We start from the raw sequence: 19,368 nt of genomic DNA on the forward strand, positions 1-19,368 counted from the left end.
GCGTAACCACTCTGGAGAGGCGGGGAAAAACCCCGCCAATACCGCTAACGTTTTGCTTCGTAAGCCAACACTGCCGCCAACTCTGTTTTCTCCTGTCTGAAGTGCAGCTCACACAGCGAGTCGCGCACCATCCAGGTGAAGATCAACAACGTCGTACAGATCAGAAACAAACCTAACAGCAGAGTACGTTTTGGCATTCCAGCCTCCTTATTGCTTTTCGGCAATGAAGAGACTAACCTCGCAATGTTGGTTGTGAAGTTGGTCTCCCCATCAGTTTTTTGATGTGGGACTCTCCACTGTTTGCCTCTTGCGAAAGCCTGAGGCAAACAGCCTCAAGCACCCGTCACGCACTCTATGCGCCTTCTCTGCTCCTGTCAGAAAATCGTTTCATTTCGTGAAGCCGCCTTCCAGAATCAAACGTCTTTAACCCGGCACGTTAACACAAGCGTGATGACCGAAATCGCTGCGATCACCCAGTACACGGATGCATGTCCATAGCTTTGCGACAGCGCCCCCTGAATCACCCCTGCCAGAATCACGCCGGTAGAGATACTGTTAGTAAACAGCGTGGTCGCGGAGCCTGCTCGCCCCGGCATTAAATCCTGGAACCAGAGCATGCCGATCCCGGCAACGATTCCGATAAATACCGCGTTAAATAGCTGTAACGCCAGCAAAGCTTCCCGCGAATGGAAAAGGATTAACCCCGCGTAGAACACCACCCCAGCCGCCACGGCGACGACCATCATCCGACGCTTTCCGAAACGTTTTACGTAGTAACCCGCCAGAATCATCGCCGGGATCTCCAGCCCGGCAGCGGTGCCCATCAGGATCCCCGCGAGCTTGTCGGGCAGTCCCAGATCGCTGCTGATCCACAGCGGCATATCGATAATGTACATGGTGTTGCAGGTCCACATCAGCGTGGAGGCGATAAACAACATGCGGACGTTTTTATCCTGCCAGCCGCTTACCTGGGTGATGGGCTTGTCCGTCACCTGCTCTACGCGCGCCACCGATGGCAGCACAAAGGCTATCAGCGCCAGGCTGATGGCAAAAATTCCCGCGGCGATGGTGAACATGACGGTGAAACCGTAGTTCAGCGCCAGCATGAACGCCAGCGGGGGGCCGATGACCCATGCGAGAGAGAGCTGCGCACGCATCACCGAGCTGAACATCACCACTTCCCGCGCCGAGTTGTCGGCGTACTCCCGGGCCAGGGCGAAGAGCTGCGGCATGGCGGTGTTCGCCAGAGAGGCCAACAGCACGCCACAGGTGATAAGCGTCAGGTAGTGACGATTAAAGGCAAACAGCAACGCGTTGCCCACGGCCATGGCGCAACAAAAGAGGATCAGCTTGCGGCGATCGCCCTGGCTGTCGGATCGTTTCGCCAGCCACAGGCTGACGAGGATCCCGGCAATGGCGTTGACGGTGTAGAACAGGCCTACCCAAAATGGCTGCGCCCCAACCTCACGACTAAGAAACAGGCTCAGCGTCGGCGCCTGTAGCGCACCGGCCACGCCCATCATGAAGGCCACCAGCATAAAAGCGGCGTACACGCCGTTCAGGCGTCGCCCCATCGTCATCAACCAGAGCATGCGCAAGTCCTTATGAAAGCGAATCGAAATTGGGTGAAATAGTAAACGAAAAAAGCCAGCAAAAACATTTTGCTGGCGGGTGATTAGCACCAATACTCAGTCACACATGATCGAGGCGAGTTAGCGAGAAGAGGTCGGTTTCGTAACGTCCCACTGCATCAGATCTTCCAGTATTCTCAGCCGCTGCTCTGCGCACTGGCGGGCCAGCCAGGACACTCCCTTTGTCGCTGAAAAATAGTGCTGATAAAACTGACGTGCGGTAGACCTCTTCATAATTTACCTCCTCGCTTCATCGATAAGGATTATTGGCTTAATATAGGGATTAATAAATTGCTGATTTTTTGTCAGGAGTTCCTCTTTTATGCCTTCTGGTCGTCTGCAACAACAATTTATCCGCCTCTGGCAGTGCTGCGAGGGGCAATCGCAGGAGACCACGCTGAACGAGCTGGCTGAGCTCCTCAACTGCTCCCGGCGTCATATGCGTACCCTCCTTAACACCATGCAGCAGCAGGGCTGGCTAAACTGGGAGGCCGAAGCCGGACGCGGTAAGCGCTCGCGCCTGACTTTCCTCTATACCGGCCTGGCGTTGCAGCAACAGCGGGCGGAGGATCTGCTGGAGCAAGACCGCATCGATCAGCTGGTCCAGCTGGTGGGCGACAAAGCCGCCGTGCGCCAGATGCTGGTCTCGCATCTGGGACGCAGCTTTCGTCAGGGACGCCACATTCTGCGAGTGCTTTACTATCGCCCAATGAAAAATCTGTTGCCCGGTACGGCGTTACGTCGCTCTGAAACCCACATGGCCCGGCAGATTTTTAGCGGCCTGACGCGGATAAATGAGGAAAACGGGGAACTGGAAGCGGATATTGCCCATCACTGGCAACAGGTGTCTCCGTTGCACTGGCGCTTCTTTTTACGCCCCGGCATACATTTCCACCATGGACGCGAGCTGGAGATGCGCGACGTTATCGATTCCTTAGAGCGCGCCCGCACGCTGCCGCTCTATTCGCATATCGCGCGGATCCACTCCCCCACGGCATGGACGCTGGATATTGAGCTATCGCAGCCGGACAAATGGCTTCCGTGGCTTCTGGGCTACGTGCCCTCGATGATCCTGCCTGCCGAGTGGCGATCCCTGAACAATTTTTCCAGCCAGCCGATTGGTACGGGCCCCTACTCCGTTTCACGGAACAACAGTAATCAGCTGAAGATCCGCGCCTTTGATGATTACTTTGGCTATAGGGCGCTGATCGACGAAGTCAACGTCTGGGTACTACCGGATCTCAACGAAGAGCTGAGCGCAGGCCTGACGCTGGAAGGGCCAACAGCCGGTGAAAAGGCGTTCGAAAGCCGCCTGGAGGAGGGCTGCTACTACCTGCTCTTCGATAGCCGCAGCCATCGCGGGGCGAATCACGACGTACGCAGGTGGATCAGCCATGTTCTGGCGCCCGCTAACCTGATTTATCACGCAGAGGAGCAATACCAGACCTGGTGGTTCCCGGCCTATGGCCTGCTTCCGCGCTGGCACCATGCGCAGCCAGTACGCAGTGAAAAACCTGCCGGACTGGAGACCATCACCCTCAGCTACTATCGCGATCACATTGAACACCGGTTTATCGCAAGGATCATGAGTAAGCTGCTGGCAGCCGAGGGCGTGACGCTGGCGATACAGGAAGTGGACTATGATGAATGGCACCGTGGAGATGTTATCAGCGATATCTGGCTCAACAGTGCGAACTTCACGCTGCCGCTTGATTTTTCGCTCTTCTCTCACCTGTATGAAGTGCCCCTGATTCAGCACTGTATCAATCGGGACTGGCAGCGAGACGCCGCACGGTGGCGGGCAGGAGAAATGGATCTGGCCGCCTGGTGTCAGGAGCTGCTGGCCGGGCAGACGATCGTACCGTTGATTCACCACTGGCTGCTGATCCAGGGTCAGCGCAGCATGCGCGGCCTGCGAATGAATACCCTGGGCTGGTTTGATTTTAAATCCGCGTGGTTTGCGCCGCCGGAGCCATAACGCTTTCGTAATATTCACCAAATCATTACAATAGCGCCGTTCTCAACGGGGTGCTGCATCACTGATGTGCGCTGAGATAATACCCGTCGAACCTGATCCGGATAACGCCGGCGAAGGGATTTGAGGCTGTCTCTCAAAATCCTTTGCCACTCAACCCTGAGGTGCAAAGTGTTAAAAAACGTTCTTCCTCTGCTGGCGCTGTTTGCGCTGCCTGTTTTTGCTAAGCCTGTCCTGACGGTCTACACCTACGACTCCTTCTCCGCCGACTGGGGCCCCGGCCCGGCGGTGAAAAAAGCCTTTGAAGCCGACTGCAACTGCGAGCTGAAATTCGTGGCACTGGAAGATGGTGTCTCTCTGCTTAACCGGCTGCGTATGGAAGGCAAAAACAGCAAAGCCGACGTGGTGCTCGGGCTGGATAACAACCTGCTGCAAGCCGCCACTCAAACCAGACTGTTCGCCAAAAGCGGCGTGGCGGCAGATGCCGTCAACGTGCCGGGCGGCTGGAAAAACGACACCTTCGTTCCCTTTGATTACGGTTACTTTGCGTTTGTCTACGATAAAAACAAGCTGAAGAATCCGCCCAAAAGCCTGAAAGAGCTGGTCGAAAGCGATCAGAAGTGGCGCGTGATTTATGAAGATCCGCGCACCAGCACGCCGGGTCTGGGGCTGCTGTTGTGGATGCAGAAAGTCTATGGCGACAAAACGCCTGAGGCGTGGCAGAAACTGGCTGCGAAAACCGTTACCGTCACCAAAGGCTGGAGCGAAGCCTACGGCCTGTTCCTGAAAGGCGAAAGCGACCTTGTGCTGAGCTACACGACTTCTCCGGCCTACCACATTATCGCCGAGAAGAAAGACAACTACGCTGCCGCGAACTTTGCTGAAGGGCATTATTTGCAGGTGGAAGTGGCCGCCCGCACCGCCGCTAGCAAACAGCCGGAGCTCGCCGAGAAATTCCTGAAGTTTATGGTTTCACCGGCATTCCAGAATGCTATTCCGACAGGAAACTGGATGTACCCGGTCACTGATGTTGCGCTGCCGGCAGGTTTTGAGCAGCTGAACAAACCGCAAACCTCCCTGGAATTTACGCCGCAGCAGGTTGCCACCCAGCGCGCCGCATGGATAAGTGAATGGCAACGCGCCGTCAGCCGCTGATCCCCGGCTGGTTAGTTCCCGGGCTGCTCGCCGCTATACTGATGGTGGTCGTCAGCCTGGGTGCATTCCTTGCGCTGTGGTTTAACGCGCCAGAGAGCGATCTGCTTGCCCTCTGGCACGACAGCTATCTCTGGCACGTCATCCGTTTCTCCTTCTGGCAGGCGTTTCTTTCCGCGCTGCTGTCGACGCTCCCGGCCATTTTCCTCGCGCGCGCCCTCTATCGCAGACGTTTCCCCGGCAGGCTTGCCTTGCTGCGGCTGTGCGCGATGACGCTGATCCTGCCCGTGCTGGTGGCGGTGTTCGGCATTCTGAGCGTCTACGGTCGGCAGGGATGGCTGGCATTCCTTTTCAACCTGCTTGGTCTGGAATGGACCTTCTCGCCATACGGCCTGAAAGGCATTCTGCTGGCGCATATTTTTTTCAATATGCCGATGGCCACGCGCCTCTTTTTACAGGCGCTGGAAAACATTCCCGGTGAGCAGCGTCAGATTGCCGCCCAGCTTGGCATGCGCGGCTGGTCGTTCTTCCGCTTTGTCGAATGGCCGTGGCTGCGACGCCAGATTGCCCCGGTTGCCGCGCTAATCTTTATGCTCTGCTTCGCCAGCTTCGCGACCGTACTTTCTCTCGGCGGCGGGCCGCAGGCCACCACCATTGAGCTGGCGATCTATCAGGCTTTAAGTTACGACTACGATCCGGGGCGCGCCGCGCTGCTGGCGATCGTGCAGATGGTATGCTGTCTGGCACTGGTGTTACTCAGCCAGAGGCTAAGCAAAACGATCCCCGCAGGAAGCAATAACATGACAGGCTGGCGCGATCCGCAGGACAGCCTGTATAGCCGCGTCGCGGATTTTATGCTGATCGCACTGGCACTCCTGCTTTTGCTGCCCCCGCTGCTGGCCGTTATCGTTGATGGACTGAATCGCAATGTGTTGTCGGTACTGCAACAACCTGTCCTGTGGCAAGCGACGTGGACCTCCTTGCGCATCGCGCTGGCAGCCGGGCTACTGTGCGTGATCCTGACCATGATGCTGCTCTGGAGCAGCCGCGAGCTGTACGCGCGTCATGCCCGTAAAGCCGGACACGCGCTGGAACTGACGGGTATGCTGATCCTGGCGATGCCGGGCATTGTGCTGGCGACCGGATTCTTTTTACTGTTCAACAGCACCATCGGCCTGCCGGAAAGCGCCGACGGCATCGTCATTTTTACCAACGCACTCATGGCCATCCCTTACGCGCTCAAGGTACTGGAAAACCCGATGCGCGACGTCAACAGCCGCTACAGCTTGCTGTGTCAGTCGCTGGGCATGCAGGGCTGGCAGCGTCTGAAGGTGGTAGAATTGCGCGCACTGAAACGTCCGCTCGCCCAGGCGCTGGCGTTTGCCTGCGTGCTGTCGATTGGCGATTTTGGCGTAGTGGCGCTCTTCGGCAACGAGGATTTCCGCACGCTGCCGTTCTGGCTTTATCAGCAAATCGGCTCTTACCGTAGCCAGGACGGCGCCGTCACGGCGCTGCTCCTGTTGCTGCTGTGCTTTGCGTTATTTACCGTTATCGAAAAACTTCCGGGGCGTGATGTTAAAACTGACTGATGTAACCTGGCTTTATGAGCACCTGCCAATGCGTTTTACCCTCTCCGTTCGTCAGGGAGAGCGAATCGCAGTGCTTGGCCCCAGCGGGGCCGGAAAAAGTACCCTGCTCAATCTGATTGCCGGTTTTTTGCAGCCAGCCAGCGGGTCGATCGTCATTGATAATGGCGAGTATACCTACGCTCCGCCGGCTAAGCGCCCGGTGTCGATGCTGTTCCAGGAAAACAATCTGTTCAATCATCTTACGGTCTGGCAGAACATCGCGCTGGGTATGGATCCGGGGTTAAAGCTCAGTGCTGCGCAGCGGCAGACGCTGGAGGCGATCGCCGAACAAATGGGCCTGTCTGCGTTTATCAACAGACTTCCGGGGGAGCTTTCCGGCGGCCAGCGCCAGCGCGTGGCGCTGGCACGCTGTCTGGTGCGCGAGCAGCCGCTGCTGCTGCTCGACGAACCCTTTTCGGCGCTCGACCCGGCCCTGCGCCAGGAGATGCTCTCGCTGGTTGAGGAAGTGTGCGAGCGCGAGCAACTGACGATGCTGATGGTTTCGCACAGCATTGAAGATGCCGCACGCATCGCGCCGCGATCGGTGGTGATCGCGGAGGGACGTATTTTGTGGGATGGAGAAACAGAAGAACTTCTGAGTGGTAACGCAGGGGCATCTTCATTGTTGGGTATTCGTGCGGTCTGATGCCCTCACCCTGGCCCTCTCCCACGGGGAGAGGGAAAACACCTTAACGGCTCACCACCTTCAACAGGATCTCGCCGTACACCGGCATCAGCGGGTGGCGGATCAGCGCCACCAGCGCTACCACCGCCACGCCGAGCGTAAGTGGGGCCAGCCAGAGCAGGCGCGTGCGCGGGAGATAGCGGGTCAGGCGATCGACGCTCGCTTTCGCGCTGCGCCACAGGCGCCAGCAGAGCCAAACCGCCAGCCACAGCAGCACAGCCGTACCCAGCAGCAGCCATTTAAACTCACCGCTTTGCATACCGTCAGGAATATCAATCGCCGCGCCCGCCAGGATACCCGGCAGAAAGTAGAACGGCGGCCAGAAGACGCAGCCGATGATATTCGGCACCACAAACTTCGCGACGGGCAGATCCAGCATCCCGGCCACCATCGGCACCAGTGGACGCGTTGGCCCAACGAAGCGCCCCACGAGGATGGTGAACATGCTGTGCTGGTGCAACGCGTGCTCGGTTTTATCCAGCAGCGCTTTGTTTTTTTTCATGAACGACCAGCGGTGCAGCGGCTTCTTAAAGCGCCAGCCCAGCCAGAAGGAGATCCAGTCCCCCAGCAAACAGCCGATAATACCGGCCATCCACGCCTGCCAGAAATTGACCTCGCCGCTGCCGATAAGCGCCCCAAGCCCCGCCATCATCACGGTGCCGGGCAGGATCAGCCCGACCAGCGCCAGCGACTCCAGAAACGCCACCAGCGCCACGGCGATGAGCGAATACATAACGGACTGGGTAATAAAATGTTCCAGCAATGCCTGCATAACTATTCCGGTCAGAAAACGAATCAGCGATTCTGCTTAGCGCCCTGCACCGCGTCAAGGCATCAATTGTCTGAATAGTTTACAAGATGCGCCTGAAGTTCACCTGAATGTTTACCGATTATTCACATCCCGCACGGAATTCGCTCGGGCTGGCACCGGTGCACTTCTTAAACACGCGAGAGAAATAGAGCTGATCTTCAAAGCCGACGTTACGCCCGACGGTGGCGATAGGCATTCGGGTGGTGCTGAGCAGCAGTTTCGCCTGGCTGATGCGCTGATCCTCGCGCCAGCTGAGTACGCTCACGCCAAGCTGCTGGCGGAACAGATGCGACAGCCGTGACGGCGACAGGCACACATGCTGGGCGACGCTGGCAATATCAAACTGGCTGTCGGCAAGGTGGTCGCTGATGTACTGGCAGGCGTCGCGGACGCGGTTGTCCAGCGGCGGATTAAGCGACTCGTTGATGGCCTCCATGCGGCGCAGCAGTACCTGTTCAAGCAGGTTGATGGCCAGCAGTTCGGCGTAGCGCCCTCCCGCCTGCCCTGCCTCAATAATCTGTGCAAACAGCTCACGGAACTGCGCCAGATGCGCCTCATCCGGGCGATATAAACCGGTATGGGCGAAAATGGCCGGCCACGAGAGCCACTCCTGCCAGTAGGCGCGCGGACGGAAATAGACCCACTGGTGATACCACTCTTTGGCATCCGGGTGGCGTCCGTAGTGGTGGATCTCCCCCGGCGGGAACAGCAGCATATCGCCGGGGCGGCAGATAAACTGCCGATCGCCGTTTTTAATCACCCCTTCCCCGCGAACGGTCAGGTTCAGAATATACCCTTTCATTCCGAGCGGTCGATCGACGTAGAAATCGAGATACCCCTCGGCCTCAATGGGCGTCAGCCCCGCCACCAGATGGGCGTTAAATGAGTATCCCGGCAGCAGGGGATCGTTTTGCGGTTCGGCCATAGATTCAGTTCTCCCAAGGGTCCTGAAGGAAACCAATTGTCCATATCGATAAAAGCAGTATAAAAATGGCCCGCGAAAAGATCCAAAAAGCATCACGCCTCTTTTACGTCCGCCATGTTTCAGCCTTTCCCCCTGATTTCTCCGCCAGCACGGGCGGTTAAGCAGTAACAAAAGTGTCTATAAGTACGGCAGAAATGTCCACATTGAATATTTGCACGGCGTCACACTTTCCGCTGCTACAGCAATTTAGTCCATAAGATTAGCGGATCCTGCCTGACGATCTTTGTCCTCAGTCTCTAATGTTCTTCCATACCTGTTTTGGATGGAGCAACACCATGGCAATTGCAATTGGCCTCGATTTTGGCAGCGACTCAGTTCGCGCGCTGGCAGTGGACTGTACGACTGGCCAGGAAATAGCAACCAGCGTTGAGTGGTATCCGCGCTGGCAAGAGGGGCGCTACTGCGATGCGCCGAACAACCAGTTCCGTCACCACCCGCGCGATTACATTGAATCAATGGAAGCGGCGATCAAAACCGTGCTGGCAGAGCTGACGGATGCCCAGCGGGCCGACGTCGTGGGGATTGGCGTCGACAGTACCGGTTCAACGCCGGCCCCGGTTGATGCAGAAGGCCGCGTACTGGCGCTTCGCCCGGAGTTTGCCGATAACCCGAACGCCATGTTTGTGCTGTGGAAAGACCATACCGCCGTGGAAGAGGCGGAAGCCATCACCCGCTTATGCCACCAGCCGGGCAAAACCGACTACTCGCGCTACATCGGCGGGATCTACTCCAGCGAATGGTTCTGGGCAAAAATCCTGCACGTTACCCGCGCGGACGCGTCGGTCGCACAGGCAGCGGCGTCATGGATTGAGCTGTGCGACTGGGTTCCCGCCCTGCTTTCCGGCACCACTCGCCCGCAGGCTATTCGCCGTGGCCGTTGCAGCGCCGGGCATAAATCGCTGTGGCATGAAAGCTGGGGTGGTCTGCCTCCGGCAGCGTTCTTCGATGAACTCGACCCGATCATCAACAAAAACCTGACCTACCCGCTGTTTACCGACACCTTCACCGCCGATATTCCGGTCGGCACGCTCTGCGAAGAGTGGGCGAAACGCCTCGGTCTGCCGCAAAACGTGACCATTTCCGGCGGCGCGTTCGACTGCCATATGGGCGCCGTGGGCGCGGGTGCGCAGCCTAACACGCTGGTGAAAGTGATTGGCACCTCCACCTGCGACATTCTGACGGCGGATAAAACGACCGTTGGCGACCGCGCGGTGAAGGGTATCTGCGGTCAGGTTGACGGCAGCGTGGTGCCCGATTTTATCGGCCTCGAAGCGGGTCAGTCCGCGTTTGGCGATATCTACGCCTGGTTTGGCCGGGTGCTCGGCTGGCCGCTGGATCAGCTGGCGGCCGCGCATCCTGAACTGAAAAACCAGATTACCACGAGCAAAAAACAGCTCCTGCCGCAGCTCACCGAAGCCTGGGCAAAAAATCCGTCTCTCGATCACCTGCCGGTGGTGCTGGACTGGTTCAACGGCCGTCGTACGCCGTTTGCCAACCAGCGTCTGAAAGGGGTGATTACCGATCTCAACCTGGCGACCGACGCGCCCGCGCTGTTTGGCGGCCTGATCGCCGCCACCGCGTTCGGCGCGCGCGCCATTATGGAGTGCTTCACCGGGCAGGGCATTGACGTGAACAACGTGATGGCTTTGGGCGGTATCGCCCGTAAAAACCCGGTGATCATGCAGGCCTGCTGCGACGTGCTCAACCGTCCGCTGCAAATTGTGGCCTCCGATCAGTGCTGTGCGCTGGGCGCAGCGATTTTCGCTGCCGTGGCCGCAGGTGTCCATGCGGATATCCCGACCGCGCAACAGCATATGGCGAGCGCCGTCGAAAGTACGCTTCAGCCGCAGGCTCAGCAGGCACAACGCTTTGAACAGCTTTATCAGCGCTACCAGCAATGGGCAAAAAGCGCCGAACTTCACTATCTCCCTGTCGCCGCCCCGGCCAAAAGCACCGCGGACACTACGGCAACCCTGACACATTAAGGACACGATAATGACCATTTTTAATAATTATGAAGTGTGGTTTGTGATTGGCAGCCAGCATTTGTACGGACCGGAAGCGTTGCAGCAGGTGACGAAACACGCGGAGCACGTTGTGAATGCGCTGAACGCGGAAGCCAAACTGCCGTGCAAACTGGTGCTGAAGCCGCTGGGGACTACCCCGGACGAAATCACCAACATTTGCCGCGATGCCAATTACGATGACAAATGCGCTGGCCTGGTGGTGTGGCTGCACACCTTCTCGCCAGCCAAAATGTGGATCAACGGCCTGGCTATCCTCAACAAACCGCTGCTGCAATTCCACACTCAGTTCAACGCCTCCCTGCCGTGGGACAGCATCGACATGGACTTCATGAACCTGAACCAGACCGCGCACGGCGGTCGCGAGTTCGGCTTCATCGGCGCGCGTATGCGTCAACAGCATGCCGTGGTGACCGGCCACTGGCAGGACGGCCAGGCACAAAAACGCATTGGCTCATGGATGCGTCAGGCGGTCTCTAAGCAGGATACCCGTCACCTTAAAGTGGTGCGTTTCGGCGACAACATGCGTGAAGTTGCCGTAACCGACGGTGATAAAGTGGCCGCGCAGATCAAGTTCGGCTTCTCCGTAAATACCTGGGCGGTGGGCGACCTGGTGCAGGTGGTGAATGACATCAGCGATGGCGACGTGAACGCGCTGGTGGACGAGTACGAAAGCAGCTACCGCCTGACGCCTGCGGCACAGGTCAACGGTGACAAGCGCCAGAACGTGCTGGATGCCGCACGCATTGAACTGGGCATGAAGCGTTTTCTGGAACAGGGCGGCTTCCATGCCTTCACCACCACCTTTGAAGATCTCCACGGCCTGAAACAGCTCCCGGGCCTGGCTGTACAACGTCTGATGCAGCAGGGCTACGGTTTTGCGGGCGAAGGCGACTGGAAAACTGCCGCTCTGCTTCGCATCATGAAGGTGATGTCGACCGGTCTGCAGGGCGGCACCTCTTTTATGGAAGACTACACCTACCACTTCGAGAACGGCAACGATCTGGTGCTCGGCTCGCACATGCTGGAAGTGTGTCCCTCTATCGCCGTTGAAGAGAAACCGATCCTCGATGTGCAGTACCTCGGCATTGGCGGCAAAGCGGATCCGGCCCGTCTGATCTTCAACACCCGTACCGGCCCGGCCATTAACGCCAGCCTGATCGACCTCGGCGACCGTTTCCGCCTGCTGGTGAACTGCGTCGATGCTGTGGAAACTCCGCATTCTCTGCCGAAACTGCCGGTCGCGAACGCCCTGTGGAAAGCGCAACCTGACCTGCCAACCGCGTCGGAAGCCTGGATCCTGGCCGGCGGCGCGCACCACACCGTCTTCAGCCACGCGCTTGACCTGAACGATATGCGTCAGTTTGCCGAGCTGCACGACATCGAACTGACCGTGATTGATAACGACACCCGTCTGCCAGCCTTTAAAGACGCGCTGCGCTGGAACGAAGTCTATTACGGTTCGAAACGCTAAGCCCTGAATGCCCGGTGGCACTTCGTTTACCGGGCCTACGGTTCTGTAGGCCGGATAAGCGAAGCGCCATCCGGCAGGAGACGACAATGTTAGAAGATCTCAAACGTCAGGTACTCGAAGCCAACCTGGCGCTGCCAAAACATAACCTGGTGACCCTGACTTGGGGCAACGTCAGCGCCGTTGACCGGGAAAAAGGCGTGTTCGTGATCAAGCCTTCGGGCGTGGATTACACGGTGATGACCGCGGAAGATATGGTGGTGGTCAGCATCGAAACGGGTGAAGTGGTTGAAGGCGATAAAAAGCCCTCCTCCGATACGCCCACTCACCGCCTGCTGTATCAGGCCTTCCCGACCATCGGTGGGATTGTGCATACCCATTCGCGTCACGCGACCATCTGGGCGCAGGCGGGCCAGCCAATTCCGGCCACCGGCACCACCCACGCGGACTACTTTTACGGCACCATTCCCTGCACGCGTCTGATGACCGATGCGGAGATCGGCGGTGAGTACGAATGGGAAACCGGGAACGTGATCGTCGAAACCTTCGAAAAACAGGGTATCGACGCGGCGCAAATGCCCGGCGTGCTGGTGCACTCCCACGGTCCGTTTGCCTGGGGTAAAAACGCGGAGGACGCGGTGCACAACGCGATCGTGCTGGAGGAAGTCGCCTACATGGGGATCTTCTGCCGCCAGCTGGCACCGCAGTTGCCGGATATGCAGCAAACCCTGCTCGATAAGCATTATCTGCGCAAGCACGGCGCGAAGGCGTACTACGGGCAGTAAAACATTGTCCGGTGGCGCTGCGCTTATCGGGCCTACGGATCCTGTTGGCCGGATAAGCGTAGCGCCATCCGGCAAAACAGGCACTGTATAAAACCCCAGCAAACACCCCTCAACCAGGCTATAATCAGGCCTGGTTTGTTTTGTGGGATAGCGGCGTGGCACAGGCGCAAGAAGGCTTTTTACTGACCCGACACTGGCGGGATACCCCTCAGGGCACCGAGGTTGCGTTCTGGCTGGCGACGGATAACGGCCCGCTGCACGTTACCCTGCCGCCTCAGGAGTCCGTGGCGTTTATCCCTGAACACCACGTCGAGAAGGTAAAGCAGCTGCTGCGCGGTGAAAACGGCTGGCGCCTCACGCCTCTTGAGCTAAAAGACTTCCACCGCCAGCCGGTTTATGGCCTCTACTGTCGCGCCCATCGCCAGCTGATGCGCTATGAAAAATTGCTCCGCGAAGCGGGCGTGACGCTCTATGAAGCGGACATTCGCCCGCCGGAACGTTTTCTGATGGAGCGGTTTATCACCGCCCCCGTCTGGGTGGACGGCGCTGAGCAGAACGGTTGTCTCGTGAACGCGCGCCTGAAGCCTAACCCGCACTATCGCCCGCCGCTGAAGTGGGTCTCGCTGGATATCGAAACCACCCGTCACGGCGAGCTTTACTGCATCGGCCTTGAAGGCTGCGGGCAGCGGGTTGTCTATATGCTCGGGCCCCCGAACGGCGATGCGTCCGCGCTGGATTTTCATCTGGAATACGTTACCAGCCGACCACAGCTGCTGGAGAAGCTTAACCAGTGGTTTGCCGAGCACGATCCCGACGTGCTGATCGGCTGGAACGTGGTGCAGTTTGACCTGCGCGTGTTGCAAAAACATGCCGAGCGGTACCGCATTCCCCTGACGTTAGGGCGCGGAGACACGGAGCTGGAGTGGCGTGAGCACGGTTTTAAGAACGGCGTATTCTTCGCACAGGCTAACGGTCGCCTGATTGTCGACGGCATCGAGGCGCTGAAATCCGCCTTCTGGAACTTCTCTTCCTTCTCGCTGGAAGCGGTCGCCCAGGCGCTGCTCGGTGAAGGTAAATCCATCGACAATCCCTGGGACCGAATGGACGAGATCGACCGGCGCTTTAATGAGGATAAGCCAGCGCTCGCTACCTATAACCTGAAAGACTGTGAGCTGGTAACGCAGATTTTCCATAAAACCGAGATCATGCCCTTCCTGCTGGAACGCGCAACGGTAAACGGTCTCGCGGTCGACAGGCACGGCGGCTCGGTAGCGGCCTTCAGCCACCTCTATTTCCCGCGGATGCACCGGGCGGGCTATGTGGCCCCTAACCTCGGCGACGTGCCGCCGCAGGCCAGTCCCGGCGGTTACGTGATGGATTCACGGCCCGGGCTGTATGATTCGGTGCTGGTGCTGGATTATAAAAGTCTGTACCCGTCGATTATCCGCACATTTCTGATTGATCCGGTAGGGCTGGTCGAGGGGATGGCGCAGCCAGACGATGCGCACAGTACTGAAGGTTTTCTCGGGGCACGCTTCTCGCGCGAAAAGCACTGCCTGCCTGAGATCGTGGGAAATATCTGGCACGGCCGCGACGAGGCAAAACGCCACGGCAACAAGCCGCTCTCACAGGCGCTGAAAATCATTATGAACGCCTTTTATGGGGTGCTGGGCACCAGCGCCTGCCGCTTCTTTGATCCGCGTCTGGCGTCGTCCATCACCATGCGCGGGCACGACATTATGCGCCAGACCAAAGCGTTGATTGAATCCCGGGGTTATGACGTTATTTATGGCGACACCGATTCCACCTTTGTCTGGCTGAAATCGGCCCGTTCAGAAGACGACGCCGCGCAAATCGGCAAAGAACTGGTCGCCTTCGTGAACGCCTGGTGGCGCGAAAGTTTGCAAAAAGAGCGGTTAACCAGTGCGTTAGAGCTGGAGTTTGAAACCCATTTTGCCCGCTTTTTAATGCCGACCATTCGCGGGACCGACCAGGGCAGCAAGAAGCGCTACGCCGGACTGATTCAGGAAGGCGACAAGCAGCGGATGGTGTTTAAAGGGCTGGAGACAGTGCGCACCGACTGGACGCCGCTGGCACAGCAGTTTCAGCAAACGCTTTATCTGCGGGTGTTCCGCAATGAGCCGTATCAGGACTACGTGCGCGAGACGATAGCCAGCCTGATGGCGGGCGAACTTGACGCGCAGCTGGTGTATCGCAAGCGCCTGCGCCGCCCGCTGGCGGAGTACCAGCGTAATGTTCCTCCGCACGTCCGCGCGGCGCGACTGGCGGATGAAGAGAACGTTCGCCGGGGCCGCGCGCCGCAGTATCAGAACCGGGGAACGATCAAATACGTCTGGACAACGAACGGACCAGAACCCGTTGATTACCAGCAGTCTCCGCTCGATTACGATCACTACCTGACCCGCCAGCTTCAGCCTGTTGCGGAGGGAATTTTACCGTTCATCAACGACGACTTTGCTACACTAGTGACAGGACAACTTGGGCTATTTTGACGCGTGACGAAACCGTTGCCATCCAGTACCATAGCGCCCTTTCCATTCCCGGACCCATTTTTCGATGACCGTCTTTTTTGACGGGGTCGAACTATTGCCTGCAATTAAAGATTAGAGCCGAACAACTATGCCTTTTACACTTGGTCAACGCTGGATCAGCGATACAGAAAGCGAACTTGGATTAGGAACCGTCGTTGCCGTCGATGCGCGCATGGTTACCCTCCTTTTCCCTGCTACCGGTGAAAACCGCCTGTACGCTCGCAATGACTCCCCTGTTACCCGCGTAATGTTCAATCCGGGTGATACCGTGACCAGCCATGACGGCTGGCAACTGAAGGTTGAAGACGTAAAAGAAGAGAATGGACTGCTCGCCTACATCGGAACGCGTCTTGATACCGACGAGACGAATGTCATCCTGCGTGAAGTGCTGCTCGACAGCAAACTGGTGTTCAGCAAGCCGCAGGACCGTCTGTTTGCCGGGCAAATCGACCGAATGGATCGCTTCTCCCTGCGCTACCGCGCGCGTAAGTTCCAGAGTGAGCAGTACCGCATGCCGTGGAGCGGCCTGCGCGGTCAGCGTACCAGCCTTATTCCCCATCAGCTGAATATCGCCCATGACGTGGGCCGTCGCCATGCGCCTCGCGTGCTGCTGGCTGACGAAGTGGGCCTGGGTAAAACCATCGAAGCAGGCATGATCCTGCACCAGCAGCTGCTCTCTGGCGCTGCCGAGCGCGTGCTGATTGTGGTTCCAGAAACGCTGCAACATCAGTGGCTGGTTGAAATGCTGCGCCGCTTTAACCTGCGCTTCTCCCTGTTCGACGATGAGCGCTATGCCGAAGCCCAGCACGACGCGGACAACCCGTTTGAAACCGAACAGCTGGTCATTTGTTCCCTGGACTTCGTGCGCCGCAGCAAGCAGCGCCTGGAGCATCTGTGCGACGCTGAATGGGATCTGATGGTCGTCGACGAAGCGCACCACCTCGTCTGGAGCGAAGACGCGCCAAGCCGTGAATACATGGCGATTGAGCAGCTTGCCGAGCGCGTACCGGGCGTTCTGCTCCTGACCGCCACGCCGGAGCAGCTGGGTCTTGAGAGCCACTTCGCCCGTCTGCGTCTGCTCGATCCCAACCGTTTCCACGATTTTGAGCAGTTTGTTGAAGAGCAGAAAAACTACCGCCCGGTGGCGGACGCCGTCGCGCTGCTGCTGGCCGGTAATCGTCTCTCTAATGATGAGCTTAACACTCTCAGCGATCTGATTGGCGAGCAGGATATTGAGCCGCTGCTTCAGGCCGCGAACAGCGACAGCGATAATGCGGGATCCGCGCGTAAAGAGCTGATCGACATGCTGATGGATCGCCACGGTACCAGCCGCGTGCTGTTCCGTAACACCCGTAACGGCGTGAAAGGCTTCCCGAAACGCGAGCTGCACACCATCAAACTGCCGCTGCCGACCCAGTACCAGACGGCGATTAAAGTCTCCGGCATTATGGGTACCCGTAAATCTGCGGAAGATCGCGCGCGCGACATGCTCTACCCGGAGCAGATTTATCAGGAATTCGAAGGCGACACCGGCACCTGGTGGAACTTCGATCCGCGCGTGGAGTGGTTGATGGGCTACCTCACCGCTCACCGTTCCCAGAAAGTGCTGGTGATCTGCGCCAAAGCCGCTACCGCATTGCAGCTGGAGCAGGTTCTGCGTGAGCGCGAAGGCATTCGCGCCGCCGTGTTCCACGAAGGCATGTCCATAGTTGAGCGCGATCGTGCAGCAGCCTGGTTTGGTGAAGAGGACAGCGGCGCGCAGGTTCTGCTGTGCTCTGAAATCGGTTCTGAAGGCCGTAACTTCCAGTTCGCCAGCAATCTGGTGATGTTCGATCTGCCGTTTAACCCGGATCTGCTGGAGCAGCGTATCGGCCGTCTGGATCGTATCGGGCAGGCGCACGATATTCAGATCCACGTGCCGTATCTGGAGAAAACCGCCCAGTCCGTGCTGGTGCGCTGGTACCACGAAGGGCTGGACGCGTTTGAACACACCTGCCCGACCGGCCGCACCATTTACGATCAGGTCCATGGCGATCTGATCGGTTACCTGGCCGCGCCTGAAAATAGCGAGGGCTTTGATGAGCTGATTAAATCCTGCCGTGAGAAGCACGACGCACTGAAAGCGCAGCTGGAGCAGGGTCGCGATCGCCTGCTGGAGATCCACTCCAACGGCGGTGAAAAAGCGCAGCAGCTGGCCGAAAGCATTGAAGAGCAGGACGACGACACCAGCCTGATCAGCTTCTCCATGAATCTGTTCGACATCGTCGGTATAAACCAGGACGATCGCGGCGAGAACATGATCGTGCTGACCCCGTCCGATCATATGCTGGTGCCGGATTTCCCGGGCCTGCCGGAAGACGGCTGCACTATCACCTTTGAGCGTGATGTGGCGCTGTCCCGCGAAGACGCACAGTTCATTACCTGGGAGCACCCGCTGATCCGCAACGGTCTGGATCTGATCCTCTCCGGCGATACCGGCAGCAGCACCATTTCCCTGTTGAAGAACAAAGCCTTGCCTGTGGGCACGCTGCTGGTGGAGCTGATCTACGTTGTGGAAGCGCAGGCGCCGAAACAGCTTCAGCTTAACCGCTTCCTCCCGCCAACGCCGGTGCGTCTGCTGCTGGATAAAAACGGTACGAATCTGGCCAGCCAGGTGGAGTTTGAAAGCTTCAACCGTCAGTTGAGCGCGGTGAACCGCCATACCGGCAGCAAGCTGGTGAATGCGGTGCAACAGGACGTGCATGCCATTCTGCAACTGGGTGAAACCCAGGCCGAAAAAGCGGCCAGAGTGCTGATTGATGCGGCGCGCAGCGAAGCCGATGAGAAGCTTTCTGCCGAGCTGTCGCGTCTGGAAGCGTTGAAAGCGGTGAACCCGAACATTCGTGACGATGAGCTGGCCGCGATTGAGAGCAACCGCCAGCAGGTGCTGGAAAGCCTGAATCAGGCGGGATGGCGTCTCGACGCCCTGCGTCTTATCGTTGTGACGCATCAGTAAGCGGAGCGCAAAATGGTAATGGAGCCCTACAATCCCCCGATGGATCCGTGGCTGGTCATTCTGTATCAGGACGAGCACATTATGGTGGTTAACAAGCCGAGCGGCCTGTTGTCCGTGCCGGGGCGTCTGGAAGAGCATAAAGACAGCGTGATGACGCGTATCCAGCGCGATTATCCCCAGGCCGAGTCTGTCCATCGTCTGGATATGGCGACCAGCGGCGTGATTGTGGTGGCTCTTAATAAGGCGGCAGAACGTGAGCTGAAGCGTCAGTTCCGCGAGCGCGAGCCGAAGAAGCAGTATGTCGCCCGCGTGTGGGGCCATCCGGCGCAGGCGGAAGGGCTGGTGGATTTACCGCTGATTTGCGACTGGCCGAACCGGCCAAAGCAGAAGGTGTGTTATGAAACCGGCAAGGCTGCGCAGACCGAGTATGAAGTGCTGGAGTACGCGCCGGATAATACCGCGCGCGTCCTGCTGAAGCCGATTACCGGGCGCTCCCATCAGCTGCGTGTGCATATGCTTGCGATGGGTCACCCGATTCTGGGTGACAGATTCTATGCGCCGCCGGAAGCGCTGGCGTTAGCGCCGCGCCTGCAACTGCATGCGCAGACGCTCACCATCACCCACCCTGCTTTCGGCAACGCCATGACGTTCAAAGCCCCGGTGGACTTCTGAAA

At 58.2% G+C, this 19,368-nt stretch carries 15 protein-coding genes and 1 riboswitch; of the genes, 10 read left to right on the plus strand and 5 right to left on the minus strand.

Going from position 1 to position 19,368, the window contains the following annotated elements:
- Nucleotides 1-44: 44 nt before the first annotated feature.
- From ACOTXC_RS15530 to sgrT, 3 genes are all read right to left on the minus strand, one after another.
- Nucleotides 45-197: a Hok/Gef family protein gene (locus tag ACOTXC_RS15530; RefSeq protein WP_010427008.1), complete on the minus strand. Its 153-nt coding sequence runs from the start codon at nucleotides 195-197 to the stop codon at nucleotides 45-47.
- 216 nt (nucleotides 198-413) lie between these two features.
- A complete protein-coding gene (locus ACOTXC_RS15535; RefSeq protein ID WP_022647031.1) occupies nucleotides 414-1,592 on the minus strand; it encodes a sugar efflux transporter in 1,179 nt (392 codons plus the stop codon).
- 120 nt (nucleotides 1,593-1,712) lie between these two features.
- Complete coding sequence (sgrT, locus tag ACOTXC_RS15540; protein WP_003856388.1) at nucleotides 1,713-1,865, minus strand: glucose uptake inhibitor SgrT; 153 nt, start codon at nucleotides 1,863-1,865, stop codon at nucleotides 1,713-1,715.
- Nucleotides 1,866-1,953: 88 nt separating this feature from the next.
- Between sgrT and sgrR the strand changes: the two genes are divergently transcribed.
- From sgrR to thiQ, 4 genes are all read left to right on the plus strand, one after another.
- Nucleotides 1,954-3,609, plus strand: a complete 1,656-nt coding sequence (sgrR, locus tag ACOTXC_RS15545; RefSeq protein ID WP_022647030.1) for an HTH-type transcriptional regulator SgrR — start codon at nucleotides 1,954-1,956, stop codon at nucleotides 3,607-3,609.
- 36 nt (nucleotides 3,610-3,645) lie between these two features.
- Nucleotides 3,646-3,746: riboswitch (TPP riboswitch) on the plus strand.
- Nucleotides 3,747-3,777: 31 nt separating this feature from the next.
- Nucleotides 3,778-4,761 carry a thiamine ABC transporter substrate binding subunit gene (gene thiB / locus ACOTXC_RS15550; RefSeq protein WP_022647029.1) on the plus strand — a complete coding sequence of 328 codons (984 nt, stop codon included), beginning with the start codon at nucleotides 3,778-3,780 and terminating at the stop codon, nucleotides 4,759-4,761.
- Nucleotides 4,737-6,347, plus strand: a complete 1,611-nt coding sequence (gene thiP, locus ACOTXC_RS15555; protein WP_022647028.1) for a thiamine/thiamine pyrophosphate ABC transporter permease ThiP — start codon at nucleotides 4,737-4,739, stop codon at nucleotides 6,345-6,347. Before thiB ends, thiP begins: the two co-directional genes overlap by 25 nt.
- A complete protein-coding gene (gene thiQ / locus ACOTXC_RS15560; RefSeq protein WP_045308058.1) occupies nucleotides 6,331-7,032 on the plus strand; it encodes a thiamine ABC transporter ATP-binding protein ThiQ in 702 nt (233 codons plus the stop codon). Before thiP ends, thiQ begins: the two co-directional genes overlap by 17 nt.
- Nucleotides 7,033-7,075: 43 nt before the next feature.
- Here the strand turns inward: thiQ and ACOTXC_RS15565 are convergent, their stop codons facing one another.
- A complete protein-coding gene (locus ACOTXC_RS15565; protein ID WP_017383796.1) occupies nucleotides 7,076-7,843 on the minus strand; it encodes a DedA family protein in 768 nt (255 codons plus the stop codon).
- A gap of 118 nt (nucleotides 7,844-7,961) precedes the next feature.
- A complete protein-coding gene (araC, locus tag ACOTXC_RS15570) occupies nucleotides 7,962-8,807 on the minus strand; it encodes an arabinose operon transcriptional regulator AraC (protein WP_022647026.1) in 846 nt (281 codons plus the stop codon).
- A gap of 335 nt (nucleotides 8,808-9,142) precedes the next feature.
- Here araC and araB point away from each other — a divergent pair, with 335 nt between their 5' ends.
- The 6 genes from araB to rluA all read left to right on the plus strand — a co-directional run bounded on the left by araB (nucleotide 9,143) and on the right by rluA (nucleotide 19,366).
- On the plus strand, nucleotides 9,143-10,852 hold the full coding sequence (gene araB / locus ACOTXC_RS15575; RefSeq protein ID WP_126490020.1) for a ribulokinase: 1,710 nt from the start codon (nucleotides 9,143-9,145) through the stop codon (nucleotides 10,850-10,852).
- A 10-nt stretch (nucleotides 10,853-10,862) separates the two neighbouring features.
- The gene (gene araA, locus ACOTXC_RS15580) at nucleotides 10,863-12,365 is read left to right on the plus strand and encodes an L-arabinose isomerase (protein WP_015572656.1); all 1,503 of its coding nucleotides are present in this window, start codon (nucleotides 10,863-10,865) and stop codon (nucleotides 12,363-12,365) included.
- Between the two features lie 86 nt (nucleotides 12,366-12,451).
- Entirely contained in the window at nucleotides 12,452-13,147 is a 696-nt protein-coding gene (araD, locus tag ACOTXC_RS15585; protein ID WP_022647024.1) for an L-ribulose-5-phosphate 4-epimerase, read from the plus strand.
- 155 nt (nucleotides 13,148-13,302) lie between these two features.
- Nucleotides 13,303-15,660, plus strand: a complete 2,358-nt coding sequence (polB, locus tag ACOTXC_RS15590) for a DNA polymerase II (protein WP_421767818.1) — start codon at nucleotides 13,303-13,305, stop codon at nucleotides 15,658-15,660.
- 127 nt (nucleotides 15,661-15,787) lie between these two features.
- Nucleotides 15,788-18,694, plus strand: a complete 2,907-nt coding sequence (gene rapA, locus ACOTXC_RS15595; RefSeq protein ID WP_046619877.1) for an RNA polymerase-associated protein RapA — start codon at nucleotides 15,788-15,790, stop codon at nucleotides 18,692-18,694.
- A gap of 12 nt (nucleotides 18,695-18,706) precedes the next feature.
- The gene (gene rluA, locus ACOTXC_RS15600) at nucleotides 18,707-19,366 is read left to right on the plus strand and encodes a bifunctional tRNA pseudouridine(32) synthase/23S rRNA pseudouridine(746) synthase RluA (RefSeq protein WP_003856412.1); all 660 of its coding nucleotides are present in this window, start codon (nucleotides 18,707-18,709) and stop codon (nucleotides 19,364-19,366) included.
- The last annotated feature ends 2 nt before the right edge of the window (nucleotides 19,367-19,368 follow it).

Origin of the sequence: Enterobacter cloacae complex sp. IR5428 (assembly GCF_049238585.1) — a bacterium.
GTDB classification, from domain to species: domain Bacteria; phylum Pseudomonadota; class Gammaproteobacteria; order Enterobacterales; family Enterobacteriaceae; genus Enterobacter; species Enterobacter intestinihominis.